Source organism: Ideonella sp. BN130291 (assembly GCF_036231905.1).
In the GTDB taxonomy this organism is placed as follows: domain Bacteria; phylum Pseudomonadota; class Gammaproteobacteria; order Burkholderiales; family Burkholderiaceae_C; genus CAMLIZ01.
Genome location: NZ_JAZARE010000001.1, coordinates 376,952 through 401,873, shown reverse-complemented (window position 1 = coordinate 401,873; position 24,922 = coordinate 376,952). Strand labels below are relative to the sequence as shown.

The window sequence follows — 24,922 nt, the reverse complement described above, 5'->3', positions numbered from 1 at the left end:
GGCTACTTGTTCTTGTTGTAGACGTCGATGAAGACGGCGGCGAGCAGGACGAGGCCCTTGATCACCTGCTGGTAGTCGATGCCCACGCCCAGGATGGACATGCCGTTGTTCATCACGCCCATCACGAAGGCGCCCACCACCGCGCCCACCACCTTGCCGACGCCGCCCGAGGCCGACGCGCCGCCGATGAAGCAGGCCGCGATCACGTCCAGCTCGAAGCCCAGGCCGGCCTTGGGCGTGGCGGTGTTCAGGCGCGCGGCGAACACCAGGCCGGCCAAGGCGGCCAGCGCACCCATGTTCACGAAGGTCATGAACGCCAGCCGCTCGGTCTTGATGCCCGACAGCCGCGCCGCCTTCTCGTTGCCCCCCAGCGCGTAGATGCGCCGGCCGACGGTGGTGCGGCGGGTGACGAAGTCATACACCACGATCAGCAGCGCCATCACCACCAGCACGTTGGGCAGGCCTTTGTACGAGGCCAGCACATAGCTCAGGTACACGATGGCCGCGACGAACGCGATGGTCTTGCCGACGAAAAACGGCAGCGGCTCGGTCTCCATGCCGTGCTTGATCTGCTGGGCCCGACCACGCAGGCTGAAGAAGCCCAGCGCGGCGGCCGCTGCCAGCCCGATGACCAGCGAGGTGATGCGCAGTTCACTGCCGGAGGCGAGCTCGGGAATGAAACCGGAGCTCAGCTTCTGGAACTCTACCGGGAACGGCCCCACCGACTGGCCCTGCAGCAGCGCCAGGCTCAGGCCCTTGAAGACCAGCATGCCGGCCAGCGTGACGATGAAGGAGGGGATGCGCGCATAGGCCACGAACCAGCCCTGCGCCGCGCCGATCACCGCGCCGGCGGCAATGCACACCAGCCCGGTGGGCAGGTAATGCCACTGGAAGTTGACCATCAGCACGGCGGCCAATGCGCCGATGAAGCCGCACACCGAGCCCACCGACAGGTCGATGTGGCCGGCCACGATCACCAGCAGCATGCCCAGCGCCATCACCACGATGTAGCTGTTCTGCAGCAGCAGGTTGGTCAGGTTCAGCGGCTGCAGCAGCGTGCCGTCGGTGAGCACGGCGAACAGCCCCATGATCGCGACCAGCGAAAGCAGCATGCCGTAGTCGCGCAGGTTGTTCTTCAGGAAGCCGGCATGCGAAGGGGTTGCTTCGCCCGGGGAAGGGGTGGGCAGCTTGCCCGCGGTGGACTCAGCCATGTGCAGCCTCCGTCAGCGTCTCGCCGGTGTTGACGATGGCCCGCATGATGCGCTCTTGCGTGGCTTCTTTCCCGCTCATCTCGGCCACGAAGCGGCCCTCGTTCATCACGTAGATGCGGTCGCACATGCCGAGCAGCTCGGGCATCTCTGAGGAGATCATCAGAATGCCTTTTCCTTGTTGGGCGAGTTCATCGATGATGGTGTAGATCTCGTACTTGGCGCCCACGTCGATGCCGCGCGTGGGCTCGTCGAGGATCAGCAGCTCCGGCTTGGAGAACAGCCACTTCGCCAGCACCACCTTCTGCTGGTTGCCGCCACTGAGGTTCACCACGGGCTGGCGCACATGCGGCGTGCGGATGCGCAGCGAGCGCCGGTAGTCATTGGCGACGCGGTATTCCTCGCCTTCGGAGATGACGCCGCCGTGCGCCACTGCCGGCAGGTTGGCCAGGCTGATGTTGTGCTGGATGTCGTCGTGCAGCACCAGGCCCGCGCCCTTGCGGTCCTCGGTGACGTAGGCAATGCCGTGCGCGATCGCCTTCTCCACCGTGCGCACGTCCACTTCCTGGCCATGCATCAGCACGGTTCCGCTGATGCGCTGGCCGTAGCTGCGGCCGAACACGCTCATCGCAAACTCGGTGCGGCCGGAGCCCATGAGGCCCGCAATGCCCACGATCTCGCCGCGGCGCACCTTGAGATTCACGCCCTTGATCAGCTCGCGGTCCGGGTGCAGGGCATGGTGCACCCGCCATTGCCGCACCTCGAACACCGTCTCGCCGATGTGCGGGTGGCGCTGCGGGTAGCGGTCGGCCATCTCGCGGCCCACCATCTGGCGAATGATGTGGTCCTCGCTCACCGCGCCGGCGCGGCAGTCCATGGTCTCCACCGTGGCGCCATCGCGCAGCACGGTGATGGCATCGGCCACCTTGGCGATCTCGTTCAGCTTGTGCGAGATGAGGATGCAGGACACGCCCTGGGCCTTCAGCTCCAGCAGCAGCTTGAGCAGGGCCTCGCTGTCGGTTTCGTTGAGGCTCGCGGTGGGTTCGTCCAGGATCAGCAGCTTCACCTGCTTGGCCAGGGCCTTGGCAATCTCCACCAGCTGCTGCTTGCCGACGCCCAGATCGGTGATGAGCGTGGAGGGCGATTCGCGCAAGCCCACCTTGGCCAGGAGTTCGCGGGTGCGGGCATGGGCCTCGAACCAGTCGATCAGCCCGTTGCGCGCCGGCTCGTTGCCGAGGAAGAGGTTCTCGGCGATGGAGAGCATGGGCACCAGCGCCAGTTCCTGGTGGATGATGATGATGCCCAGCCGTTCGCTGTCGGCGATGCCGCGGAACTGCCGCAGCTCGCCTTCGTAGCGGATCTCGCCGCTGAAGCTGTCGCAGGGGTAGACGCCGCTCAACACCTTCATGAGGGTTGATTTGCCGGCACCGTTCTCGCCGACGATCGCGTGGATCTCGCCCTTGCGCACCACCAGGTTGACGTTGTCCAGCGCGTTGACGCCGGGAAACGTCTTCGTGATGCCGCGCATCTCGAGAATCGCGTCCACCCTTGCGGCTCCTCTTACTTGACCTGCGCTTCGGTGTAGTAGCCCGAGTCCACCAGCACCTTCTTCCAGTTGCTGGCGTCCACGCTCACCGGCTTGAGCAGATAGGACGGCACCACCTTCACGCCGTTGTTGTAGGTCTTGGTGTCGTTCACCGGCACTTGCTTGCCCGCCAGCAGCGCGTCCACCATGTTGGCCGTCACCTTGGCGAGTTCACGCGTGTCCTTGAACACGGTGGAGCTCTGCTCCTTGGCGAGGATGGACTTCACCGAGGGGATCTCCGCATCCTGGCCGGACACCACCGGCATCGGCTGCTTGGGCGTGCCATAGCCCACGCCCTTGAGCGAGGAGATGATGCCGATCGAGATGCCGTCGTACGGCGACAGCACCGCGTCCAGGCGCGCATTGCCGTAGTAGGCCGACAGCAGGTTGTCCATGCGGGCCTGCGCCACCGCGCCGTCCCAGCGCAGCGTGCCCACCTTGTCCATGCCCATCTGCTTGCTGCGCACCACGAGCTTGCCGCTGTCGATGTAGGGCTTGAGCACCGACATCGCACCGTCGTAGAAGAAGAAGGCGTTGTTGTCGTCCGGCGAGCCGCCGAACAGCTCGATGTTGAACGGCCCCTTGCCGGCCTTCAGGCCCAGCTTGTCGACGATGGAGCTGGCTTGCAGCACGCCCACCTGGAAATTGTCGAAGGTGGCGTAGTAGTCCACGTTCTTCGAGTTCTTGATCAGCCTGTCGTACGCGATGACCTTGATGCCCTTGTCGGCCGCCTTCTGCAGCACGTCGCTCAGGGTGGTGCCGTCGATCGCGGCGATCACCAGCACCTTGGAGCCCTTGGTGACCATGTTCTCGATCTGCGCCAGCTGGTTGGGGATGTCGTCCTCGGCGTACTGCAGGTCGGTCTTGTAGCCCTTGGCCTGGAACTCCTTGACCATGTTGGCGCCGTCGGCAATCCAGCGGGCGGAGGACTTGGTGGGCATTGAGATGGCCACCAGGCCCTTGGCCTGGGCATGGGCGGCCAGCGGCGCGGCAAGGGCAGCGCCGGCTGCAAAAAGGGTGACCAGGAAGGTCTTGCGTTTCATCGTCTGTCTCCTGTGAATGCGGCGCCGAGGGAAGCGGCCGTTATGAATTCTTAAAGTAACGTTCAGAACATCAATCAGTACTAACACGCCCGGTGCGGCGCCACCCAGCCGCACCGGCGCCGTGGGTCAGCCGTCCTGGCTCAGTACTTGCGCTTCGGGAACTCCTTGGCCGCCACTTCCATCGGGAAGATGCCCTCTTCGGTGACGATGCGCTTGGGCAGCGTCTTGCCTGCCTTCAGGTCCTTCACGGCCGCCATCAGCTGCGGCCCCAGCAGCGGGCTGCATTCCACGGTGACGTTCAGCTTGCCGGCCATCATGGCTTCGAAGGCGCCCTTCACCGCGTCGATGGAGATGATGGTGATGTCCTTGGCGGGCTTCAGGCCCGCTTCCTCGATGGCCTGGATGGCGCCGATGGCCATGTCGTCGTTGTGCGCGTAGAGCACATTGATCTTCTTGCCCTCGGCCTTGAGGAAGGCTTCCATCACTTCCTTGCCCTTGGCGCGGGTGAAGTCACCGGTCTGCGAGCGGATGATCTTGAACTTCGGGTCCGCCTTGATCACCTCCTCGAAGCCCTTCTTGCGGTCGATGGCCGGTGCGGAGCCCACGGTGCCCTGCAGCTCGACGATGTTCACGTCGCCCTTCTGGTCCTTCATCTTCTCCACCAGCCAGCGGCCGGCCTTGCGGCCTTCTTCCAGGAAGTCCGAGCCCATGAAGGTGACGTACAGCGAGTCGTCCTTCACATTGACCGCGCGGTCGGTGAGGATCACCGGGATCTTGGCGGCCTTGGCCTCGCGCAGCACGGTCTCGAAGCCGGTTTCCACCACCGGGGAAAACGCGATCACGTCCACCTTCTGGGCGATGAAGGAGCGGATCGCCTTGATCTGGTTCTCCTGTTTCTGCTGAGCGTCGGCGAACTTCAGCTCCACGCCGGCGTCCTTGGCGGCCTGCTTGATGGATTCGGTGTTGGCGGTGCGCCATTCGCTTTCGGCGCCGATCTGGCTGAAGCCGACGACCAGCTTCTTCTGCGCCAGGGCGGTTGCGGGCATGCCCGCCACGACGGCGGCGGCCAGGGCGGCCAGGAGGGTGATGCGGCGGGTGATCTTCATGCGTTGTCTCCGGTGGTTGTTGGTCGGTCTGCGAGGAAAGCGTCAGGTGAACGTATAGGCCGTCTTCACGGTGGTGTAGAACTCCGCGGCGTAGCGGCCCTGCTCACGCGGGCCATGACTGCTGGACTTGCGGCCGCCGAAGGGCACGTGGAAATCCACACCCGCGGTCGGCAGGTTGACCATCACCATGCCGACCTTGGCATGGCGCTTGAAGTGGGTGGCGTGTTTGAGCGACGTGGTGCAGATGCCCGCGCACAGCCCGAAGGGCGTGTCGTTCGCCAGCGCCAGTGCATGTTCGTAGCCGTCCGCCTTGAGCACCACCGCCACCGGGCCGAAGATCTCCTCGCGGGCGATGCGGTGCTCCGGCTTCGCCAGCAACAGGGCCGGGCTCATGTAGTGGCCCATCGTGGGCCGCTCCAGCTGCTCGCCGCCCAGCAGGTGCTCGGCGCCTTCCTGGCGGCCGATCTCCAGGTAGCTCTGGTTCTGCTCCAGCTGGGCGCGGCTGGCCACCGGGCCGATCTGCGTGCCCTTGTCCAACGCGTGGCCCACCTTCAGCGCACGGGTGCGCTCGCGCAGCTTGGCGACAAACGCGTCGTGCACCGCCGCCTCCACGATCAGCCGGCTCGATGCCGTGCAGCGCTGCCCGGTGGAGAAGAAGGCGCCTTGCAGCGCGCAATCCACCGCCAGGTCCAGGTCGGCGTCGGCCAGCACCACCAGCGGGTTCTTGCCGCCCATCTCCAGCTGAACCTTGGCGCCGCGCTTCGATGTCGCCGCCAGCACCGCCGCACCGGTGGCCTGCGATCCGGTGAAGCTCACCGCGTCCACCAGTTCGCTGTCCAGGATCGCCTGGCCCACCTGCCGGCCGCTGCCGTTCACCAGGTTGAAGGCGCCGGCCGGCAGCCCGGCCCGGCTGATGATGTCCGCCAGCGCCCACGCGCAGCCCGGCACCAGCTCGGCCGGCTTGAAGACGACCGTGTTGCCATGGGCCAGCGCCGGCGCAATCTTCCAGGCCGGAATCGCGAGCGGAAAGTTCCAGGGCGCGATGATGCCCACCACGCCCACCGGCTCGCGGGTGATGTCCACCTCCACGCCGGGCCGCACCGAGGCCAGCTTCTCGCCGCCGCCGCGCAAGGCCTCGCCGGCAAAGAACTTGAAGATGTTGCCCGCGCGTGCCGCTTCGCCCACCGCTTCGGGCAGCGTCTTGCCCTCTTCACGCGCCAGCAGCTCGCCGAGTTCGTCCTTGCGCGCCAGGATTTCGGCGCCGATCTGGTCCAGCGCATCGAAGCGGCGCTGCGGCGTGGACAGCGCCCATTGCGGCGCGGCGTCGGCCGCGGCACGGATCGCCATCTCGGTCTGGTGCGCGTCGGCCCGGGCGTAGTCGCCCACCGGCTGGCCCAGGTCGGACGGGTTTTCGCTGGTGCCGGTGGTCACGCCGGTGTCCCAGCGGCCGTTGATGAAGTTCTTGAAGCGGGTGCTCATCGTGGGCCTGAATGCTAGGGAGGGCTGGGATATACGCCTAATAGTGTTTTGCCCGTCTGGGATATAGGATTTCGAATCCATGGAAACCCGAGCATGACCAACTACACCCACTGGTTCATCCGCGCCCGCCTGAAGACACGGCAGCTGCTGCTGCTGGTGGCGCTGGCCGAGGAGGGCAACATCCACCGCGCGGCGCAGGTGCTCAACATGACGCAGCCGGCCGCCTCCAAGCTGCTGAAGGACCTTGAGGACGTGCTGGAGGTGCAGCTGTTCGACCGCCTGCCGCGTGGCATGCGGCCCACCTGGTACGGCGAAGCCATGATCCGCCACGCCCGGGCGGCGCTCGCCAGCCTGAACCAGGCGCACGACGAGGTGCAGTCGCTCAAGGCCGGGCGCTTCGGCCAGGTGGCGCTGGGCGCCATCACCACGCCGGGCATCATGCTGATGCCCCAGGCCATCTCGCTGGTGAAGCAGGCGCACCCCAGCCTGCGGGTGTCATTGCAGATCGAGACCAGCGACGTGCTGATGGAGCGCATGGCCCAGGGCAAGCTGGACATGATGGTGGCGCGCCTGTTCGCCCAGCATGACAAGACCGCGCTGCGCTACGAGGCGCTGGCCGAAGAGCCGGCGGTGGCCATCGTGCGGCCCGGCCATCCGCTGCTGGGCATGGCCAAGCTCGGCCTGCGTGACCTGGCGGCGGCCAGCTGGATCGTGCCGCCCGAAGGCAGCGTGCTGCGCCATCGCTTCGACCTGATGTTCAGCGAGGAAGGCATGGACGCACCGGCCGACCTGATCGAGACCGCCGCGCTGCTGTTCACCACCAAGATGATCGAGCAGAGCGACATGGTGGGCCTGGTGGCCAGCGACGTCGGCCATTACTACGCCCGGCACGGCATCGTGGCGGTGCTGCCGATCGAGTTGCCCTGCCGCATGGACACCTTCGGCGTGATCACCCGCACCGACCGCCCGCTGTCCCCTGCGGCCAATGTGATGCTGCAGGCGCTGAAGGCCGCGGCCAGCGAGGTGTACGGCGTGTCGCTGGCGGCCGCCTGACCAAATCGTCGACGACCACTGCTCAAAGCCCAGCGGCGGCCGCGGAACCGGCTTTGCCGGGCCGCTGGCCGCGCCCCTTGAGGGGAGAGGAACGAGGGGTCAACGCCGCAGGCGCTCCGGGGTGGTCCTTATATCCAGCCGGCGTCCACCTTGAACTCCTGCGCCGAGCACATCGCGGCGTCATCGGAGGCCAGGAACAGCACCATGCGGGCGATGTCCTCGCCTTGCAGCAGGTCGGGCAGGCATTGCGCGGCGCGCAGCGCGCGCTCGCTCTCGTCGGTGAGGTTCAGCGTGAGCTGGCGTTCGGTCATCACCCAGCCGGGGGTGACGGTGTTGATGCGGATGCGGTCCGGCCCCAGCGCCGCGGCCAGGCCGCGCGTGAGCCCGTTCACCGACGACTTGGCGATGGCGTAGCAGGGGTAGCCCGGCTCCTTGAGCTGCCAGCCGGAGGAGCCCAGGTTGACGATGGAGCCGCCGCCCAGGCGGCGCATGCCGGGCACCAGCGCCTGGATGGCGAAGAAGGCGGGGCGCTGGTTGACCGCCATGCGCTCGTCCCAGTCCGCCAGGGTCACCGAGTCCATGGTGTGCCGGTCGTCGCGCGCCACGTTGTTCACCAGCACGCCGAAGTCGCCCAGCGCATCGCTGGCGCGGCGGATCGCACCCTGCAAGGCCGCGATGTCGCGCACGTCGCAGCGTTCCCACCAGGGCGGTGGCAGGCCGGCGGCCACCATGTCGTCGGCCAGCTGCCGGCTGGCGGCTTCGGCGATGTCGACGAAGGCCACATGGGCGCCCTGGCGCGCAAACGCCTGCACGAGGCTGGCACCGATGCCGCTGCCGCCGCCGGTGATGAAGACCCGCTGGCCTTTCAGGCTGGGGTAGCTGGCAAGCCGCTCGGCGGCAATCGGTCTGAGTTCGGGCAAGAGAGGTCTCCGTTATTGCAATTCGTATATCACTTCATACGAATAGATCTGCTTCCTGCTATCACTGTGCCTTGTTAGCATGCGGCGCGTCAAGTCCACCCGGGGTCTCCATGTCCTTGCCGTCCACTGAGTTCCAGGCGCCCGCGCTCGGTGAGGTCTCGCCCGTGTGGGAGGCCGGGGCGCTGCTCGGCGAAGGCCTGTGCTGGTCGCCGGCGCTGCAGGCGCTGTACTGGGTCGATATCCACGGCCACCGCCTGATGCGCTGGCATGTGGCCACCGGGGAGCGCCGCGAATGGCGCTTCGGGGAATCCATCAGCGCGGTGGCCGAGCGTGCCAATGGCCGCGGCCTGGTGGTCGCCCTGCATAAGGGGCCGGCGTTCTTCGACCCCGAGACCGGTGACTTGCAGCGCCTGCATGAGCCGGAACCTCACCACCCGGGCAACCGCTTCAACGACGGCAAGTGCGACCGCCACGGCCGCTTCTGGGCCGGCAGCATGGATACCGCCTGCCAGGCGCCCACCGGCTCGCTCTACTGCCTGCATGCCGAAGGGCAGCACACGCGGCTGCGCTGTGCCTGGCCGGCGAACTTTGCGGTGGTCAACGGGCCGGCCTGGTCGCTGGACGGCCGCACCGTCTGGGTGAACGAAACGGCGCGCGGCGTGGTGCATGTGGCCCGCTTCGAGCCGGAGACCGGTGAACTCGGCGAGCAGCGGCCCTGGCTGCGTTTTGCCAAAGGCGACGGTTACCCGGACGGCATGACGGTGGACGCCCGGGGCCGCCTGTGGATCGCACACTGGGCCGGCGCCTGCGTCACCTGCCATGCGCCGGACGATGGGCGCGAACTGGCCCGCCTGACGCTGCCGACCTCCAACGTCACCAACGTGATCTTCGGCGGGCCGGACCTGCGCACGCTCTACATCACCACCGCGGCCGGCGAACTGAGTGACGAGCAGCGCGCCAGCCAGCCGCTGGCCGGCGCCTTGTTCACGGCAACGACGGACGCGCAGGGCCTGCCCACCGCCCTGTTTGCGGGTTGATTTGCTTGAGCCATGCACGTTCTCGTATCTCAAGCGTCGAATAACTCATTGGATTGATATACCGGCTCGCCGTAGTCTCTCGTCCGCCCTTTGCACCTGCGCGCAAGGGCACGCACAAGGAGACAACGCGTGTCGGATGCCAAGAAGAAGCTGCGCTCTGCCGAGTGGTTCGGCACGAACGACAAGAACGGCTTCATGTACCGCAGCTGGATGAAGAACCAGGGGCTGCCAGACCATGAATTCCAGGGCAAGCCGATCATCGGCATCTGCAACACCTGGTCGGAGCTGACCCCCTGCAACGCCCATTTCCGCAAGCTCGCCGAACACGTGCGGCGCGGCATCTACGAAGCGGGTGGCGTGCCGGTGGAGTTCCCGGTGTTCTCCAACGGCGAATCGAACCTGCGGCCCACTGCGATGCTGACGCGCAACCTCGCGGCCATGGACGTGGAGGAAGCCATCCGCGGCAATCCGATGGATGCGGTGGTGCTGCTCACCGGCTGCGACAAGACGACGCCCGCCCTGCTGATGGGCGCCGCCAGCTGCGACGTGCCGGCCATCGTGGTGAGCGGCGGGCCCATGCTCAACGGCAAGCTCGAAGGCCGCGACATCGGCTCCGGCACCGCGGTGTGGCAGCTGCATGAATCGCTGAAGGCCGGCGAGATCCAGCTGCACCAGTTCCTGGCGGCCGAAGGGGGCATGTCGCGCTCGGCCGGCACCTGCAACACCATGGGCACCGCCTCCACCATGGCCTGCATGGCCGAGGCGCTGGGCACCTCGCTGCCTCACAACGCCGCCATTCCGGCGGTGGACTCGCGCCGCTATGTGCTGGCCCACATGTCGGGCATGCGCATCGTGGAGATGGCGCTCGAGGGCTTGACCTTGTCGAAGGTGCTCACGCGTGAAGCCTTCGAGAACGCGATCCGCACCAACGCCGCGATCGGCGGCTCCACCAATGCGGTCATCCACCTGAAAGCGATCGCCGGGCGCATCGGCGTGCCGCTGGCGCTGGAGGACTGGACCGACATCGGCCGCGGCACGCCCACGCTGGTGGACCTGCTGCCCTCCGGCCGCTTCCTGATGGAAGAGTTCTATTACGCCGGCGGCCTGCCCGCGGTGCTGCGCCGCCTGGGTGAACACGGCCTGCTGCCGCACCCCGATGCGCTGACCGTCAACGGCCGCAGCCTCTGGGACAACGTGCGCGAAGCGCCCAACTACAACGACGAGGTGATCCGCCCGCTGGACAAGCCGCTGATCGCCGACGGCAGCATCCGTGTGCTGCGCGGCAACCTGGCGCCGCGTGGCGCGGTGCTCAAGCCTTCGGCCGCATCGCCCGAGCTGCTGAAGCACCGCGGCAAGGCGGTGGTGTTCGAGAACCTGGAGCACTATAAGAGCCGCATCGTCGACGAGACGCTGGAGGTGGACGCCAGCTCGGTGCTGGTGATGAAGAACTGCGGTCCCAAGGGCTACCCCGGCATGGCCGAGGTGGGCAACATGGGCCTGCCGCCCAAGCTGCTGCGCCAGGGCGTGAAGGACATGGTGCGCATCTCCGACGCCCGCATGAGCGGCACGGCCTACGGCACCGTGGTGCTGCACGTGGCGCCGGAAGCCGCAGCCGGTGGCCCGCTGGCCGCGGTGCGCGATGGCGACTGGATCGAACTCGACTGCGAAGCCGGCCGCCTGCACCTGGACATCTCCGAGGCGGAACTCGCCGACCGCATGGCCACGCTGGTGCCGCAGCCTGCGCCGGCCAGCGGCGGCTACCAGCGCCTGTACATCAACCACGTGCTGCAGGCCGACGAAGGCTGCGACCTGGACTTCCTGGTGGGCTGCCGCGGCGCAGCCGTGCCACGCCACTCCCATTGACCGCCCTTGACCGGACCCACACCATGCTGCTGATCCAGTTCGTCCACGACTCCGGTGCCCAGCGGGTCGGCCTGCTCGATGCCGAACGCGGCCAGGTGCGGCCGCTGCGTGGTGTGGCCTCCACTTACGCGCTGGCGCTGCGCGCCATCGAACAGCAGCGCTCCATCGACCAGCTGCTCAGCGAGCTGGAACTCGGCGAGCCGCTGCGCTACGAGGCGATCGTGGGCGAAGGGCGGCTGCTGCCGCCGCTGACGCACCCGGACCCCGCGCATTGCTACGTCACCGGCACGGGGCTCACGCACCTGGGCAGCGCCGCGTCGCGCGATGCCATGCACAAGAAGCTGAAGGAAGCGACCGAGACGCTGACGGACAGCATGAAGATGTTCCGCCTGGGGCTGGAAGGCGGCAAGCCCTTGGCCGGCCAGGTGGGTGTGGCGCCCGAGTGGTTCTACAAGGGCGACGGCTCCATCGTGCGCGCCAGCGGCCAGCCGATCGAGATGCCGGCGTTTGCCGCCGATGGCGGCGAAGAGGCCGAGGTGGTGGGCCTGTATGTCGTGGGGCCGGACGGCACGCCCTACCGCGTCGGTTTTGCGCTGGGCAACGAGTTCTCCGACCATGTGATCGAGCAGCAGAACTACCTCTACCTCGCGCATTCCAAGCTGCGCGCCTGCTCGGTGGGGCCGGCGCTGCGCGTGGGCCCGCTGCCGGCGCATGTGGAAGGCGAATCGCGGCTGCGGGCTGGCGATGGCAGCGTGCGCTGGAAAAAGCCCTTCCTCAGCGGCGAGGCCAACATGTCCCACACGGTGGCCAACCTGGAACACCACCACTTCAAGTACAAGCTGTTCCGCCGGCCCGGCGACGTGCACCTGCACTTCTTCGGCGCCGCGGTGCTGAGCTTTGCCGATGGCGTGAGCGTGGCGCCGGGCGAAAGCTGGGAGATCGAATCGCCCGAGTTCGGGCCCGCGCTGGTGAACAGCCTGGCGGTCGAGCCGGCGCAAGCGGTGGAACTGCGCACACTCTGAGGCCACCGCGGCGGGCGCGGTCCGCCACCGTCAGCGAGAATCGCCGCCAAAGCGCCGCGGCATTCCATCGCCCGGCATGCCAGTCGGGGAGCAATTCAGCTGAGCGTCGCTTTCACATCCTTGGCCTGCCCGCAGTGCGGCGGCGCCCTGCCGCGCCAGGCGCTGTGGCGCATCGTGGCCTGCCCCTATTGCAGCGCGATGGTCACGCGCAACACGCAGGTCGTGCAGCGAGAGCCGTTCCGGCAGGCCTGGCAGCGCTCGCTTGCCCTGGGGCGCGATGGTGGCCGCATCCTGCGTGTCGCCGGCCGCGATTTCCGCGTGCTGCGTTCGCTGGCCGAGGGTGAACACACCGAGGTGTTGCTGGCCGACGCCTGCGGGCCGTTGCCCGAGCGCGTGACGCTCAAGGTGGCCCGGTCGGTCGCCTGGCCCCTGGCCGGTGAAGCGGATGTGCTGCGCCGCCTGCAGGCGCTGCAGATCGATGGCTCGGCTTACTTCAGCCAGCGCCTGCCGCAGGTGGTGGCGCATGGGCAAATCGACGGTGTGCCCGACGCGCGTGAGGCGCTCGCTTGGCGCCACCCCAACGGGTTCTGGGGGAGCCTGGCCGACGTGCTGGCCTTTCATCCGCAGGGCATCCAGGACGTACGCCATGCCGTCTGGCTGTGGCGCCGGGTGCTGGAAGTGCTGGCCTACGTGCACCGTGGTGGGTGGACTCACGGCGACCTGCGGCCCGAACACTGGCTGGTGCATCCGGCCGACCACGGCGTGCTGCTGATCGGCTGGGGCCGCGCGCGCCGTGGCGGTGATGCGGCGCGCGACCTGGTGCAGTCCGCCTGGGCCATCCGCCAGCTGCTGCAGGGCCACGGCGACACACCGCCCGCCATCCCCTCGCGCGTGCCGGGCCCGCTGGCGGACCTGCTGCACACCGTGAGCGAAAGCGCCGATGCAGCGGCCCGCATGAGCGCGGAACAGATCGACCAGGCCCTGGTGGCCGCCGCGCGGCAGGCCTTCGGCCCGCCCCAGTTCATCCACTTCAACCCACAGCGCGCCTGAAGCGCCAACCATCATGGGACACGGAAACTACTCACATGCCGCGCACGCTGCGCTGGTGGCCGATCGCGCGAGCAAGCCGGCCGGCGAGGTGTTCAACCAGCGCGGCTGCCATGGCCTGATGGACCCACGCGGCCTGAAGGTGCGGGAGTCGCGCGACAGCGCCGACCATCCGCAGTCCCTGGGCATCGTGTTCGCGCTGGACGTCACCGGCTCGATGGGCGACATCCCCCGGCTGCTGGCCACGCGCGAACTGCCCAGTTTCATGAAGCTGCTGGGGGCCTGCCGCATCCCCGACCCGCAGATCATGTTCATGGCCATCGGCGATGCCACCTCGGACAACGCACCGTTGCAGGTGGGCCAGTTCGAGTCGACCGCCGAGCTGATGGACCAGTGGCTCACCTGGAGCTACCTGGAAGCCGGCGGTGGCGGCACCGGCTCCGAAAGCTACGAGCTCGCGTTCTACGTGCTGGCGCAGCACACCGACCTGGACTGCTGGGCCAAACGCAAGAAGCGCGGCTACCTGTTCATGACTGGCGACGAGCTGCCCTATCCGGCCGTGTCACGCCACCAGGTGGAAGCGCTCATCGGCGAGAAGCTGGACGAGGACATCCCGATCCAGGAGGTGATCGCCGCGGCCGCGGAGAGCTACCACCTGTTCTTCCTCATCCCCGACCTGCAGCGCCGCAAGCACTGCGAGGCCCGCTGGCGCGAGCTGCTGGGCGACCACGTGATCTGCATGGAGTCGCATGAGGACACCTGCGCGGTGGCCGCGGCCATCGTGGCGCTCACCGAGAAGGCGCTGCCGGACACCGATGCGGTGGCCACGGCGCTGAAAGCCGAGGGCATGAGCAGCAGCCGCATCGGTGCGGTGGTGCGGGCGCTGCGGCCGTATGCGGCCCATGCGGGATCGGGTGGCACCGCGTCGGCGATCGGTGGTACCAGCCGCGCACCGGCCGCGCCGGGCTGGTGGCGTCGCCTGTTCGGCTGAACCTCGCTGGCCGTGGAAGCGCCGCGCTTCGCCTCCCTGATCGACCTGGGCTTCGGCGACTGCGGCAAGGGCCTGTTCACCGACGCGCTGTGCCGGCGCTGGCCGGTGCACACGGTGGTGCGCTTCAACGGTGGTGCCCAGGCAGGCCACAACGTGGTGCTGCCCGACGGTCGGCATCACACCTTCTCCCAGTTCGGATCGGGCACTTTCCTGCCGGCGGTGCACACGGTGCTGGCCCGCGAGGTGGTGGTGCACCCGACCGCCTTGCTGGTGGAGGAGGCGGCGCTGCAACGTGTGGGGGTGCGGGACGCCGCAGAGCGGCTGCAGATCGACGCGCGCTGCCGCGTGACCACGCCTTATCACCAGGCCGCGGGGCGGCTGCGTGAATGGCAGCGGGGACAGGCCGCACACGGCAGCTGCGGCGTGGGCGTCGGTGAGACGGTGCGGCATGCGCTGCAGCGGCCGGAGCAGGTGCTGCGTTATGGCGACCTGCTGCGCCCGGCGCTGGCCATGCAGAAGCTGGTGGCCATCCGGGACACGCTGGCCGCGGAGTTCGAGCGCTACGCTTTTCGGTGCGACGAAGCGCAGGCGCTCGAGGCCCGTGTGCTCGCAGACGATCAGGTGGGCGCCCGCTGGCTGGCGGCTGCCCACGCGGTGGCTTTGCGCGTGGCGCCCGCATCGCCGGAGGCCATCGCGCAGCGCCTGGGCCGGGGCGGCACCGTGCTCTTCGAGGGCGCGCAGGGCCTGCTGCTGGATGAATGGCGGGGTTTCCATCCGCACACCACCTGGAGCAGCGTGGGGCCGGCCGCTGCCCAGGCGGTGCTGGACGAGCTGGGCCTGGCCGGCGACATCACGCAGCTGGGCCTGCTGCGCAGCTACCTCTGCCGCCATGGCGCCGGGCCGTTGCCGACGGAAGACGCGGCGCTCGACACATTGCCCGAGCCGCACAACACCAGTGACGGCTGGCAGGGGCGCTTTCGCCGCGGCCACCCGGATGCCGTGTTGCTCCGCTACGCGATCGATGCCGCCGGTGCCCTGGACGGTCTGCTGGTAAGCCACATGGATGCATTGGGCCGCGGCGCTGAGCTGCGTTGGTGCCTGTCCTACGAGCTCATGAACGGACCGGCCAATCGCTCTGTCTGTGTGGAGCAAGGCGGCCGCGTGACGCGGCTCGTGCCTTCGCGCGATGCCGATCTGATCCACCAGGCCGCGCTGACCCAGCTGCTGTTTCGGGCGCGTCCTTCTTATGACGAGCAGCCCGTGTCCTCGGCAGAAGCGCTGCTGCAGCGCATCGAGGCCATCACAAGCCGCCCGGTTCGGTTTACATCGAACGGGCCGACCCATCGCCACGTGAAAGCAAGAGGCTGACGAACCCATCGCGCAGCGCCGCGCTCAATCCCCGATCTGCGCCCTGCAGTGCTCCACGAACGCCCGCACCGTGGCCGGTGTCTGCCGGCTCGGGTAGTAAAAGTGAAAGCCGGGGTGGGTGGGCCACAGCTTGGGCAGCACCGGCAGCAGCCGCCCGGCCGCCAGGTGGCGCGCCACCTGACGCTCGAAGGTGTAGGCGATGCCGATGCCGTCCAGCGCGGCCTGCGCCATGCTCAGGCTGTCGGACACCGTGAGCGGGCCGTCCACCGCCACCTCCACCACCTGGCCCTTGCGCTTGACTTCCCAGCGATAGATCGCGCCGCTCGCCGGAAAGCGGTAGCGGATGCAGCGGTGTTCGCGCAGGGCTTCCACCGTCTCCGGCAGGCCATGGCGTCTGGCATAGGCCGGTGAGGCGACCATGCAGGTGCGCTCGCTGCGGGTGAGCGGCACCGCCACCATGTCGCGCTGCACCGACTCGCCCAGCCGGATGCCGAGGTCGAAGCCTGCGGCCACGATGTCGACGAAGCCGTCGTCCAAGGTGAGCTCCAGCTGCACGCCCGGGTGCGCTGCCAGGAACGCCGGCAGCAGCGGACGCAACAGCATCTCGTGCACCACCAGCGGTGCGTTCACCTTGAGCCGGCCGCTCACGCCGGCGCGAAAGCTGTCCAGCACTTCCGAGGCCTGCATCAGCTCGCCCACCGCAGGGCCCACGCGGGCGAGATACCGCTCCCCCGCCTCGGTGAGGCTCACGCTGCGCGTCGTGCGATGCAGCAGCCGCACGCCGAGCCGGTCTTCCAGCTGCTTGACCGCCTGGCTCACCGCCGGTGGTGTGACTTCCAGCTCCGAGGCGGCGGCAGTGAAGCTGCGCTGCCGGGCCACGGTGGCAAAGGCGAGCAGCCCGTCGAGGTGCGTGAGTTTCATTGCAAAGCACTGCTTATCACTTCATCAAGATTATGTGACTTTATCGGCAGAGCGTCGCTGGCTAACCTTTGGCTCATCGCAACGCAAAGGAGCTCACCATGTCACTCGACACCTACTACACCCTAGGCCGCAGCGGGCTGCGCGTCAGCCGCCTCTCGCTGGGCGCCATGACCTTCGGCACCGAATGGGGCTGGGGTTCGGACAAAGCCAACGCACGCCGCATCTTCGACATGTACGTGGAGCGTGGCGGCAACTTCATCGACACCGCAGACGTCTACACCAACGGCACCAGCGAAACCTGGCTGGGCGAGTTCGTGGCCGACGCCGGCCTGCGCGACCGGCTGGTGCTGGCGAGCAAGTACACCTTCAACCTGGGCGACCGCAACCCCAACGGCGGCGGCAACGGGCGCAAGAACCTGCTGCGTGCGGTGGAGGGTTCGCTCAAGCGCCTGAACACCGACTACCTGGATCTCTTCTACGTGCACGCCTGGGACCAGCTCACGCCGGTGGAGGAGGTGATGCGCACCCTCGACGACCTGGTGCGCAGCGGCAAGGTGCGCCACATCGGCCTGTCCGACGTGCCGGCCTGGTATGCCGCACGGGCCCAGACGCTGGCGGAGTGGCGCGGTTTCGAGCCGGTGAGCGCGTTGCAGCTGCAGTACTCGCTGGTGGAGCGCAACCTCGAGCATGAACATGCGCGCCTGGCGACCGAGCTGGGCATGGGCATCACCGTGTGGAGCCCGTTGGCCAGTGGCCTGCTGTCCGGCCGCTACCGGCGCGACGTCGCGCCCGAAGGCCGCCTGGCCGCGATGAAGGACAACGGCAACCCGGCCTTCCAGCACCTCACCGAGCGCAACTGGCGCATCGTGGACGAACTCGAGAGCGTGGCGCGGGAGATCGAGCGCCCACTGGCGCAGGTGGCGCTGAACTGGGTGGCCAACCGGCCGGGTGTGGCCAGCGTGATCGTGGGCGCCAGCCGGCCCGAACAACTGCGCGACAACCTGGGTGCACTGGACTTCGAGCTGCCGCCCGCGCTGGCCGAGCGGCTCACGCGCGCCAGCGACACACCCGCGCCCTTCCCGTACTACTTCTTCACCAACGCGATGCAGGGAATGATGTACGGCGGCGCGACGGTGGGTGACAAGCCGGCGGGTTATCGCGCGCCGGTGGTGGTGTCCGGCTCGGGCAGCGGCGTGGAATGAGCTGCGGCGCCTGGCCGCATCACGCGGCCAGCGCCACCCAGCTGCCGTCGCGGCGATGGCTCTCGAGCACCGCGTCGATGAACCGGTGGCCGGCGACGCCGTCCTCCACAGTGGTCAGGTCCATCGCCTCGGCGCGCGGTGCGCGGCCTTCGGCCATCGCATGGATATGTTCGGCCGCATCGGCATACAGCTGCGCGAAGGCTTCGAGATAACCCTCGGGATGCCCGGCCGGCACGCGGGTGGCGTGGCGTGCGGCGGCGCTGTCCACCCGGCCGCGCGTGAGGCGCTGCGCCGTGCCGCCCACCGGCGTGAACCAGAGCTCGTTGGGATGCTCCTGGTCGAAGGCCAGGCCGGCCTGGGTGCCGAACACCCGCAGCCGCAGCGCGTTTTCGCAACCCGCCGCCACCTGGCTGGCCCACAGCAGCCCGCGTGCGCCGCCGGGGTAGCGCAGCATCATCTGCACATGGTCGTCGAGTGCGCGGCCTTCGACGAAGGTGCACAGCTCTGCCGCCAGGTGCGAGGGTGTCATGCCGGACACGAACGCGGCCAGCTGGTAGGCATGGGTGCCGATGTCGCCCAGGCAGCCGGCGGGGCCGGTCTTGGCCGGGTCGGCACGCCAGGCGGCCTGCTTGTTGGAGGTGGTGCGTTCGATCGGCTCGGACAACCAGTCCTGCTGGTACTCCGCCTGCACCAGGCGGATGCTGCCCAGCGCGCCGGCCTTCACCAGCGCACGGGCATGCCGCACCATCGGATAGCCGGAGTAGGTGTGGGTCAGTGCGAGCAGCCGGTTGTTGCGCCGCGCGAGCGCGGCCAGGGCCTCGCCTTCGTCCAGCGACATCGCCAGCGGCTTGTCGCAGATCACATGCAGGCCGGCCTCGAGGAAGGCGGTGGCCATGGGCGCATGCAGGTGGTTGGGTGTGGTGATGGCCACCACCTCGGCGCCGTCGGGGCGGGCGGCTTCGGCACGCGCCATCTCGCGGTAGTCCGCATAGCTGCGCTGCGGGTCCAGGCCGATCGCCGCGGCGCTGGCATGTGCACGCGCGGGGTCGCTGGACAGGCACGCAGCCACCAGCTCATAGCGGTCGTCCAGGCGCGCGGCGGTGCGGTGCACCGCGCCGATGAACGCGCCTTCGCCGCCGCCCAGCATGCCCAGGCGCAGGCGGCGGCTCATTGCCCGCCTCCCGTGCCGAGCAGGCGCTTGAGCACCTGCGGCTGCACGCCGCTGCCGGCGAAGTCGTCGAAGGCGCGGTCGGCCACGCGGATGATGTGGCGGCGGATGAACTCGGCGCCTTCTCGTGCGCCGTCCTCCGGATGCTTGAGCGCACATTCCCACTCCAGCACCGCCCAGCCGTCGAAGTCGACTTGCGCCATCTTGGAGAAGATGGCTCGGAAGTCGATCTGCCCATCGCCGAGCGAGCGGAAACGGCCTGCGCGCTCCACCCAGCCGCTGTAGCCGCCGTACACGCCCTGGCGGCCGGTGGGCCGGAACTCCGCGTCCTTCACATGGAAGGCCTTGATGCGCGGGTGGTAGAGGTCGATGAAAGCCAGGTAGTCCAGCTGCTGCAGCACGAAGTGGCTGGGGTCGTAGAGGATGTTGGCGCGCGGGTGCTGGCCCACCGCGTCGAGGAAACGTTCGAAGGTGACACCGTCGTGCAGGTCCTCGCCGGGGTGCAGCTCGTAGGCGATGTCCACGCCGCACTCGTCGAAGGCATCGAGGATGGGGCGCCAGCGCCGCGCCAGCTCGGCAAAGGCCTCTTCCACCAGCCCGGCCGGCCGCTGGGGCCAGGGGTAGAGGTAGGGCCAGGCGAGTGCGCCGGAGAAGCTGGCCTGCGTGCGAAGGCCCAGCCGCTGCGAGGCCTTGGCCGCGAGCTTCATCTGCTCGATGGCCCAGGCCGTGCGGGCGGCGGGGTTGCCACGCACCTGTGGCGCGGCGAAGCCGTCGAACAGCTCGTCGTACGCCGGATGCACCGCCACCAGCTGCCCTTGCAGGTGGGTGGACAGCTCTGTGATCTGCAGCCCATGCGCGGCCAGCGTGCCCCGGATCTCGTCGCAATAGGTCTGGCTGTCCGCCGCCCGCTGCAGGTCGATCAGCCGCGGATCGGTGGGCAGCTGGATGCCCTGGTAGCCGAGCCCGGCGGCCCAGCCCGCCAGGTGGTCCAGCGTGTCGAAGGGCGCCTGCTCGCCCATGAACTGCGCGAGAAATATCGCGGGTCCGCGGATGGTCTTCACGTCAAGGTCCTCATCAAGAAGGGCAGGCGCCCGGGGTCCCCAAGAGCGCCGGGCCGCCCCAAGCTCTTGGGGCAGCCCCCGCGGGGGGCGAGCCGCCGGTACCCCGGCGGGTGGGGGCTCCATTCCTTCAGAAGGGGGAGTCAGGGTGGTAGAACTCCTTGGCGTTGTCCTTGGTGATCAGCACCGACGGGATGATGGTCTTGGCGGGCAGCGGCTCGCCCTTCAGGCGCGCCTCGGCGGTGAGCTTGATCGCGTCGTAGATGAACTTGGGCGAATAGCTCACGTCGGCGGTGATGCGTGGGTCCTTCGCGTCCATCACCGTCTTCACCATGGCCTTGGCACCGGCACCGCCGAAGATCAACTTGATGTCCTTGCGCTTGGCCTGCTCGATGGCCTTGAGCACGCCCACCGCCATGTCGTCGTCGGCGGCCCAGATGGCGTCGATGTTCTTGAAGCGGGTGAGGTAGTCCTGCGTCACCTTGAACGCGTCGTCGCGGTTCCAGTTGGCGTACTTGGCGTCCAGCAGCTTGATGTCCGGATAACCCTTGAGCACCGCGTTGAAGGCGTCCATGCGCTCGTTGTCCAAGGTGGTCGCGATGCCGCGCAGGGCCACCACATTGCCTTTGCCACCCAGCTGCTTGGCGATGTACTCGGCCGGGATGCGGCCGAAGGCGGTGTTGTCGCCGGCCACGTAGGCGTCCTGCGCGCTGGTGTCGGTGAGGCCGCGATCCACCACGGTGACGTACACCCCCTTGGACTTCACCTGCGCCACCGGCTTGGTGAGCGCGGCCGATTCGAATGGAAAGATCACCAGCGCGTTGATCTTGTTGACCGTGGTGAGGTCCTGCAGCTGGTTGGCCTGCTCGCCGGCGTTGGCGGCCGTCTTGATGGTGATCTTCAGGCCCTTGTGCGCCTTTTCCAGGTCCTTCTTGGCCTGGTTGGCCCAGTAGTTGATGCCGCCCATGAAGCTGTGGGTGGCCGCGGGGATGGACACGCCTACATGCACCGCATCGGCGGCGTGTGCGGGCAGGGTGGCGAGGGCAGCGGCGGCCGCGATGGTGGCCAGCGCGAGGCTGCGGCGGGTGATGCTCATGGTGATGTCTCCTGGTGTGGTGGATGTGAGGAGCGCTCTACCGGCGCCCCCGCTGAAGGAACGCAACGATGATGATCACGAAGCCCTGGACGGCCGCGTTGAGGTAGACGCTGATGATGCTGGTGAGGTTGAGGATGTTGCTGATCACCGAGAGCAGGATCGCGCCGATGACCGTGCCCACGATGCTGCCGGCGCCCCCCTTGAGCACGGTGCCGCCGATGATCACGGCCGCGATCGCTTCCAGCTCCCACAGCAGGCCGGTGGTGGGCGAGGCGGAGCCCAGGCGCGGCACGTACAGCAGGGTGGCCACGCCCACGCACAGACCCAGCAGCACGTAGGTGAGCATCTTCACGCGGTCCACGTGCACTGCGGCATAACGCGCCACCTGCTCGTTGGAGCCGATGGCCTGCACATAGCGGCCGAAGGCGGTGCGGTTGAGGATCACCGCACCGGCCACCGCCACCGCGAGGAACACCCACACCGGCACCGGCACGCCGGCCAGGCTGGCGTAGTACACGGGCGCGTAGGCGTCAGCCAGGTCGTTGTCCAGCGTGATCGCGCCGCCGTTGGAGAAGTAGGTGAGGTAGGCGCGAAAGATCCCCAGCGTGCCCAAGGTCACGATGAAGGGCTCGATGCGGCCCTTGGTGATGAGCAGCCCGTGCGCCAGGCCGAACACCGCGCCCAGCAGCAGCGCCAGGCCGGCGCCCAGCGCCACCGCGAGCACCGGCGAGCCGGTGACCGGCCCCATCGCGTTGATGAACATGATCACCGCGCCGGCGATCAGCGCCGCCATCGAGCCCACCGACAGGTCGATGCCGCCGGAGATGATGACGAAGCACATGCCCACCGCGATGATGCCGATGAAGGCGGTGCGCGTGAGCACGTTCATCGCGTTGTCCAGCGTGGCGAAGTCGCTGTTCAGCGCCGTGCCGGCGACGCACAGCAGCACCAAGCCCAGCACCGGGCCGAAACGCTGCAGGCGCTCGGTCCAGCGCGGCACGGCCTCGGCGCGGTGGGCGGCCTCAGGCGATGGCTTCACGGCGGGTTCCGGTGGCATGGGCGATGAGCTCCTCTTCGGTCAGGTGCGCCGCATCCAGCGTGGCGGCCACGCGGCCGGCATGCATCACCACCACGCGGTGGCACAAGCCGATCAGCTCCATCAGTTCGGAGGAGATGACGATGACGGCCAGCCCCTCGCGCGCCAGGCGCTGGATGAGGAAATAGATGTCGCGCTTGGCGCCCACGTCCACGCCGCGGGTGGGCTCGTCCAGCACCACCACTTTCGGCTGCGGCTGCAGCACCTTGGCGAGCGCCAGCTTCTGCTGGTTGCCACCGGACAGCGACGAGGCCTTCACGTCCAGCGATCCGGTGCGGATGCCGTAGTCCTTGACCGCCGCTTCCAACGCTGCCCGCTCGGAGGCGGGCTTCAGCCAGGGCCGCGCATGGCGGTCCAGGGTCATCAATGTCAGGTTCGGCTGCAGGCCGAAGTGCACATGCAGGCCCTTGCCCTTGCGGTCCTCGCTCAGGTAGGTGAGGCCGTCCCGGGCGGCCTCACGCGGGCTGGGCCAGCCGGTGCCGCCGGGCAGGCTGCGGCCTTGCATCTGGACGCTGCCGCGGGCCGGGCGCAAGCCCAGCAGGCCTTCGAACAGCTCGGTGCGACCTGCGCCCACGAGGCCGGCGAAACCCAGGATCTCGCCGGCGCGCACCTCGAAGCTGGCGTCGCTGGCCCAGCCCTGCACGGTGAAGCCCTGCACGCGCAGGGCCACCGGGCCATCGTGCGCGACCGCATCGCGTGGCGGGAACAGGTCGCTCAGCTCCCGGCCCACCATCAGGTTGGCCATCTCATGCCGCGTGAGCGTGGCCGTGGCCGCGCGGGCCACGAAGCGGCCGTCGCGCATCACGATCACCTCGTCGGTGATGCGCTCCACCTCGTCGAGCTTGTGCGAGATGTAGACCACCGTCACGCCGTCATCGCGCAGCTTGGCGATCAGGCGGAACAGGCGCTCGGTCTCGCCCGGCGTGAGGGTCGCGGTGGGCTCGTCCATGATCAGCAGCCGGGCCTGGCGCGAGATGGCCTTGGCCACTTCCACCAGCTGCTTCTCCGCCACGATCAGCCGACGCACCTGGGTGGAGGGTGCCACCTTCAAGCCCACCGCCGCCAGCGCGTCGGCGGCTTCGCGCTCCATGGTGGCGTCGTCGAGCAGCCAGCCTTTTTTGCGCTCATGGCCGAGGAAGATGTTCTGCGCCACCGTCAGGTCGTCGGCGAGGTTGAGCTCCTGGTGGATGAGCACGATGCCCAGCGCCTCGGCATCACGCGAGTTGCCGAACTGCCGCGGCTCGCCGTTCACGCGCAGGCTGCCCGCGGTGGGCCGCTCGTAGCCGGCCAGGATCTTCATCAGCGTGGACTTGCCGGCGCCGTTTTCGCCCAGCAGGCCGACCACGCGGCCGGGCTCCAGCGCAAAGCTCACACCATGCAGCACCTGCACCGGGCCGAAGCTTTTTTCGATCCCCTGAAATTCGACGGACACGCTGCGGGCAATGCTCATCGTGCGGCTCCCGGCGCACGCAAGGTCTCGTGCATGGCCAGCACCGCCGCGCCGATCACGCCGGCCTGCTCGCCCAGCGGCGTGTACTGCACTTCAAGGTGGCGAGTGGACAGTGCCAACGAGCGCTGGTAGACGCTCTGGCGCACGGCGGCCAGCAGCAGCGGCCCCATGCGCGTGATGCCGCCGCCCAGGAATACATGCGACGGGTTGAAGAAGTTCACCACCGAGGCCAGCATCTGGCCGATCAGCCGGCCGGACTGCTGCACGATGTCGCTGGCGGCCGCGTCGCCGCTGCGGCAGGCAGCGGCCACGTCCACCGCTTCGAGCTGGCCCTGGGTGCGCAGCATCTCGGCCAGCACCGGGCTGCGGCCGGACTGCGCCGCTTCCACCGCGCCGCGCACGATGGCCGGCCCGGCCGCCATGGCTTCCACGCAGCCGAGGTTGCCGCAGTAGCAGCGCGGCCCCGCCTGGTCCACGCAGATGTGGCCCACGTCGCCGGCCGAGCCGGTGGCGCCGCGGTACACCTCGCCGTGGCAGACGATGCCGCAGCCGATGCCGGTGCCCACCTTGATGACCACGAAGTTCTGCAGCGAGCGTTGCAGCCGCCACAGCTCGCCGAAGGCCATGAGGTTGACGTCGTTGTCGACGAACACCGGCGCGGCGTAGTCCTCGCGCAGGTCGTCGCGCAGCGAAAAACCTTCCCAGCCGGGCATCAGCGGCGGGTTCACCAGCTGCCCGATCTGGAAGTTCACCGGCCCCGGCACGCCGATGCCGATGCACAGCACCTGGCGCTTGCTGGCGCCGCAGCGCTGCAGCAGGTCCTGCATCAGGGCACGCACCCGCGGCAGCACCGCGCCGGGGCCTTGTTCGCGCACGTCGATCGGCTCGGCGTGTTCGCCCAGGAGGCTGAGGTCGGGCTTGAACACGGCCACGTGCAGGCTGGTCACACCGATGTCCACCGCCACCACCACGCCGAGCTGGTCATTCAGGCGCAGCGATTCAGGCCGGCGGCCACCGTTGGACGGCTGCACGCCGGTCTCGGCCAGCAGGCCCTGGCCCACCAGGCCGGCGATCAGCGCGTTGGTCTTGCTCTTGGAGTAGCCCAGGCGGTCGGCCAGGTGATGGCGCGAGCCGCCCGCCGACCAGAAGGCCGAGACCAGCAGCTGCAGTTCATCCGCAGAGAGCGCGCTCCAGGGTGCCACGGGCCTG

21 protein-coding genes are annotated in these 24,922 nt (G+C 68.4%); 8 read left to right on the top strand and 13 right to left on the bottom strand.

The annotated features are described in order from the left end of the window. Window positions 1–2 precede the first annotated feature (2 nt). The 5 genes from mmsB to VPH43_RS01865 form a co-directional block, all read right to left on the bottom strand. Window positions 3–1,211 (bottom strand): multiple monosaccharide ABC transporter permease, encoded by a 1,209-nt coding sequence (mmsB, locus tag VPH43_RS01885; protein WP_328575947.1) that lies wholly within the window; start codon window positions 1,209–1,211, stop codon window positions 3–5. Further along, window positions 1,204–2,736, bottom strand: coding sequence for a multiple monosaccharide ABC transporter ATP-binding protein (gene mmsA / locus VPH43_RS01880; protein ID WP_328576196.1), 1,533 nt, complete (start codon window positions 2,734–2,736; stop codon window positions 1,204–1,206). Before mmsA ends, mmsB begins: the two co-directional genes overlap by 8 nt. A gap of 32 nt (window positions 2,737–2,768) precedes the next feature. Continuing rightward, window positions 2,769–3,836, bottom strand: coding sequence for a multiple monosaccharide ABC transporter substrate-binding protein (gene chvE / locus VPH43_RS01875; protein WP_328575946.1), 1,068 nt, complete (start codon window positions 3,834–3,836; stop codon window positions 2,769–2,771). A gap of 140 nt (window positions 3,837–3,976) precedes the next feature. Then, the gene (locus VPH43_RS01870; RefSeq protein WP_328575945.1) at window positions 3,977–4,942 is read right to left on the bottom strand and encodes an ABC transporter substrate-binding protein; all 966 of its coding nucleotides are present in this window, start codon (window positions 4,940–4,942) and stop codon (window positions 3,977–3,979) included. A 42-nt stretch (window positions 4,943–4,984) separates the two neighbouring features. Beyond that, the gene (locus tag VPH43_RS01865) at window positions 4,985–6,421 is read right to left on the bottom strand and encodes an aldehyde dehydrogenase family protein (RefSeq protein ID WP_328575944.1); all 1,437 of its coding nucleotides are present in this window, start codon (window positions 6,419–6,421) and stop codon (window positions 4,985–4,987) included. Between the two features lie 93 nt (window positions 6,422–6,514). On the opposite strand from VPH43_RS01865, the gene VPH43_RS01860 reads away from it, so the two are divergent. Further along, window positions 6,515–7,474 carry a LysR family transcriptional regulator gene (locus VPH43_RS01860; protein ID WP_328575943.1) on the top strand — a complete coding sequence of 320 codons (960 nt, stop codon included), beginning with the start codon at window positions 6,515–6,517 and terminating at the stop codon, window positions 7,472–7,474. Window positions 7,475–7,602: 128 nt separating this feature from the next. Here the strand turns inward: VPH43_RS01860 and VPH43_RS01855 are convergent, their stop codons facing one another. Beyond that, entirely contained in the window at window positions 7,603–8,394 is a 792-nt protein-coding gene (locus VPH43_RS01855) for an SDR family NAD(P)-dependent oxidoreductase (protein ID WP_328575942.1), read from the bottom strand. A gap of 110 nt (window positions 8,395–8,504) precedes the next feature. Here VPH43_RS01855 and VPH43_RS01850 point away from each other — a divergent pair, with 110 nt between their 5' ends. The 6 genes from VPH43_RS01850 (at window position 8,505) to VPH43_RS01825 (ending at window position 15,722) form a co-directional block, all read left to right on the top strand. Then, window positions 8,505–9,431, top strand: coding sequence for an SMP-30/gluconolactonase/LRE family protein (locus tag VPH43_RS01850; protein WP_328575941.1), 927 nt, complete (start codon window positions 8,505–8,507; stop codon window positions 9,429–9,431). Window positions 9,432–9,560: 129 nt separating this feature from the next. Beyond that, window positions 9,561–11,294, top strand: coding sequence for an IlvD/Edd family dehydratase (locus VPH43_RS01845; protein ID WP_328575940.1), 1,734 nt, complete (start codon window positions 9,561–9,563; stop codon window positions 11,292–11,294). Window positions 11,295–11,317: 23 nt separating this feature from the next. Next, complete coding sequence (araD1, locus tag VPH43_RS01840) at window positions 11,318–12,316, top strand: AraD1 family protein (RefSeq protein ID WP_328575939.1); 999 nt, start codon at window positions 11,318–11,320, stop codon at window positions 12,314–12,316. Between the two features lie 120 nt (window positions 12,317–12,436). Further along, window positions 12,437–13,366, top strand: a complete 930-nt coding sequence (locus tag VPH43_RS01835; RefSeq protein ID WP_328575938.1) for a protein kinase family protein — start codon at window positions 12,437–12,439, stop codon at window positions 13,364–13,366. A 13-nt stretch (window positions 13,367–13,379) separates the two neighbouring features. Next, window positions 13,380–14,354: a VWA domain-containing protein gene (locus tag VPH43_RS01830; protein WP_328575937.1), complete on the top strand. Its 975-nt coding sequence runs from the start codon at window positions 13,380–13,382 to the stop codon at window positions 14,352–14,354. A gap of 12 nt (window positions 14,355–14,366) precedes the next feature. Continuing rightward, window positions 14,367–15,722 (top strand): adenylosuccinate synthetase, encoded by a 1,356-nt coding sequence (locus tag VPH43_RS01825; protein ID WP_328575936.1) that lies wholly within the window; start codon window positions 14,367–14,369, stop codon window positions 15,720–15,722. A gap of 24 nt (window positions 15,723–15,746) precedes the next feature. Here VPH43_RS01825 and VPH43_RS01820 read toward each other — a convergent pair whose 3' ends face one another. Further along, the gene (locus VPH43_RS01820; protein WP_328575935.1) at window positions 15,747–16,643 is read right to left on the bottom strand and encodes a LysR family transcriptional regulator; all 897 of its coding nucleotides are present in this window, start codon (window positions 16,641–16,643) and stop codon (window positions 15,747–15,749) included. 98 nt (window positions 16,644–16,741) lie between these two features. Between VPH43_RS01820 and VPH43_RS01815 the strand changes: the two genes are divergently transcribed. Continuing rightward, the gene (locus VPH43_RS01815) at window positions 16,742–17,845 is read left to right on the top strand and encodes an aldo/keto reductase (protein ID WP_328575934.1); all 1,104 of its coding nucleotides are present in this window, start codon (window positions 16,742–16,744) and stop codon (window positions 17,843–17,845) included. A 19-nt stretch (window positions 17,846–17,864) separates the two neighbouring features. Here VPH43_RS01815 and VPH43_RS01810 read toward each other — a convergent pair whose 3' ends face one another. The 6 genes from VPH43_RS01810 to VPH43_RS01785 form a co-directional block, all read right to left on the bottom strand. Continuing rightward, entirely contained in the window at window positions 17,865–19,016 is a 1,152-nt protein-coding gene (locus VPH43_RS01810; protein ID WP_328575933.1) for a Gfo/Idh/MocA family protein, read from the bottom strand. After that, on the bottom strand, window positions 19,013–20,074 hold the full coding sequence (locus VPH43_RS01805) for a sugar phosphate isomerase/epimerase family protein (RefSeq protein WP_328575932.1): 1,062 nt from the start codon (window positions 20,072–20,074) through the stop codon (window positions 19,013–19,015). The genes VPH43_RS01810 and VPH43_RS01805 overlap by 4 nt, the downstream gene beginning before the upstream one ends. A gap of 127 nt (window positions 20,075–20,201) precedes the next feature. Further along, window positions 20,202–21,167 (bottom strand): substrate-binding domain-containing protein, encoded by a 966-nt coding sequence (locus VPH43_RS01800; protein WP_328575931.1) that lies wholly within the window; start codon window positions 21,165–21,167, stop codon window positions 20,202–20,204. A gap of 37 nt (window positions 21,168–21,204) precedes the next feature. Then, window positions 21,205–22,224, bottom strand: coding sequence for an ABC transporter permease (locus VPH43_RS01795; RefSeq protein ID WP_328575930.1), 1,020 nt, complete (start codon window positions 22,222–22,224; stop codon window positions 21,205–21,207). Further along, window positions 22,190–23,713 carry a sugar ABC transporter ATP-binding protein gene (locus tag VPH43_RS01790; protein WP_328575929.1) on the bottom strand — a complete coding sequence of 508 codons (1,524 nt, stop codon included), beginning with the start codon at window positions 23,711–23,713 and terminating at the stop codon, window positions 22,190–22,192. Before VPH43_RS01790 ends, VPH43_RS01795 begins: the two co-directional genes overlap by 35 nt. Then, window positions 23,710–24,915, bottom strand: a complete 1,206-nt coding sequence (locus VPH43_RS01785) for an ROK family protein (protein ID WP_442909182.1) — start codon at window positions 24,913–24,915, stop codon at window positions 23,710–23,712. Before VPH43_RS01785 ends, VPH43_RS01790 begins: the two co-directional genes overlap by 4 nt. Window positions 24,916–24,922 lie beyond the last annotated feature (7 nt).

Coding starts and splice junctions, on each gene's coding strand:
- VPH43_RS01795 (WP_328575930.1), bottom strand. CDS start 22,224: ATGCCACCGGAACCCGCCGTGAAGCCATCGCCTGAGGCCGCCCACCGC.
- VPH43_RS01830 (WP_328575937.1), top strand. CDS start 13,380: ATGGGACACGGAAACTACTCACATGCCGCGCACGCTGCGCTGGTGGCC.
- VPH43_RS01870 (WP_328575945.1), bottom strand. CDS start 4,942: ATGAAGATCACCCGCCGCATCACCCTCCTGGCCGCCCTGGCCGCCGCC.
- araD1 (WP_328575939.1), top strand. CDS start 11,318: ATGCTGCTGATCCAGTTCGTCCACGACTCCGGTGCCCAGCGGGTCGGC.
- VPH43_RS01820 (WP_328575935.1), bottom strand. CDS start 16,643: ATGAAACTCACGCACCTCGACGGGCTGCTCGCCTTTGCCACCGTGGCC.
- mmsA (WP_328576196.1), bottom strand. CDS start 2,736: ATGCGCGGCATCACGAAGACGTTTCCCGGCGTCAACGCGCTGGACAAC.
- VPH43_RS01790 (WP_328575929.1), bottom strand. CDS start 23,713: ATGAGCATTGCCCGCAGCGTGTCCGTCGAATTTCAGGGGATCGAAAAA.
- VPH43_RS01810 (WP_328575933.1), bottom strand. CDS start 19,016: ATGAGCCGCCGCCTGCGCCTGGGCATGCTGGGCGGCGGCGAAGGCGCG.
- VPH43_RS01815 (WP_328575934.1), top strand. CDS start 16,742: ATGTCACTCGACACCTACTACACCCTAGGCCGCAGCGGGCTGCGCGTC.
- mmsB (WP_328575947.1), bottom strand. CDS start 1,211: ATGGCTGAGTCCACCGCGGGCAAGCTGCCCACCCCTTCCCCGGGCGAA.
- VPH43_RS01850 (WP_328575941.1), top strand. CDS start 8,505: ATGTCCTTGCCGTCCACTGAGTTCCAGGCGCCCGCGCTCGGTGAGGTC.
- VPH43_RS01800 (WP_328575931.1), bottom strand. CDS start 21,167: ATGAGCATCACCCGCCGCAGCCTCGCGCTGGCCACCATCGCGGCCGCC.
- chvE (WP_328575946.1), bottom strand. CDS start 3,836: ATGAAACGCAAGACCTTCCTGGTCACCCTTTTTGCAGCCGGCGCTGCC.
- VPH43_RS01865 (WP_328575944.1), bottom strand. CDS start 6,421: ATGAGCACCCGCTTCAAGAACTTCATCAACGGCCGCTGGGACACCGGC.
- VPH43_RS01860 (WP_328575943.1), top strand. CDS start 6,515: ATGACCAACTACACCCACTGGTTCATCCGCGCCCGCCTGAAGACACGG.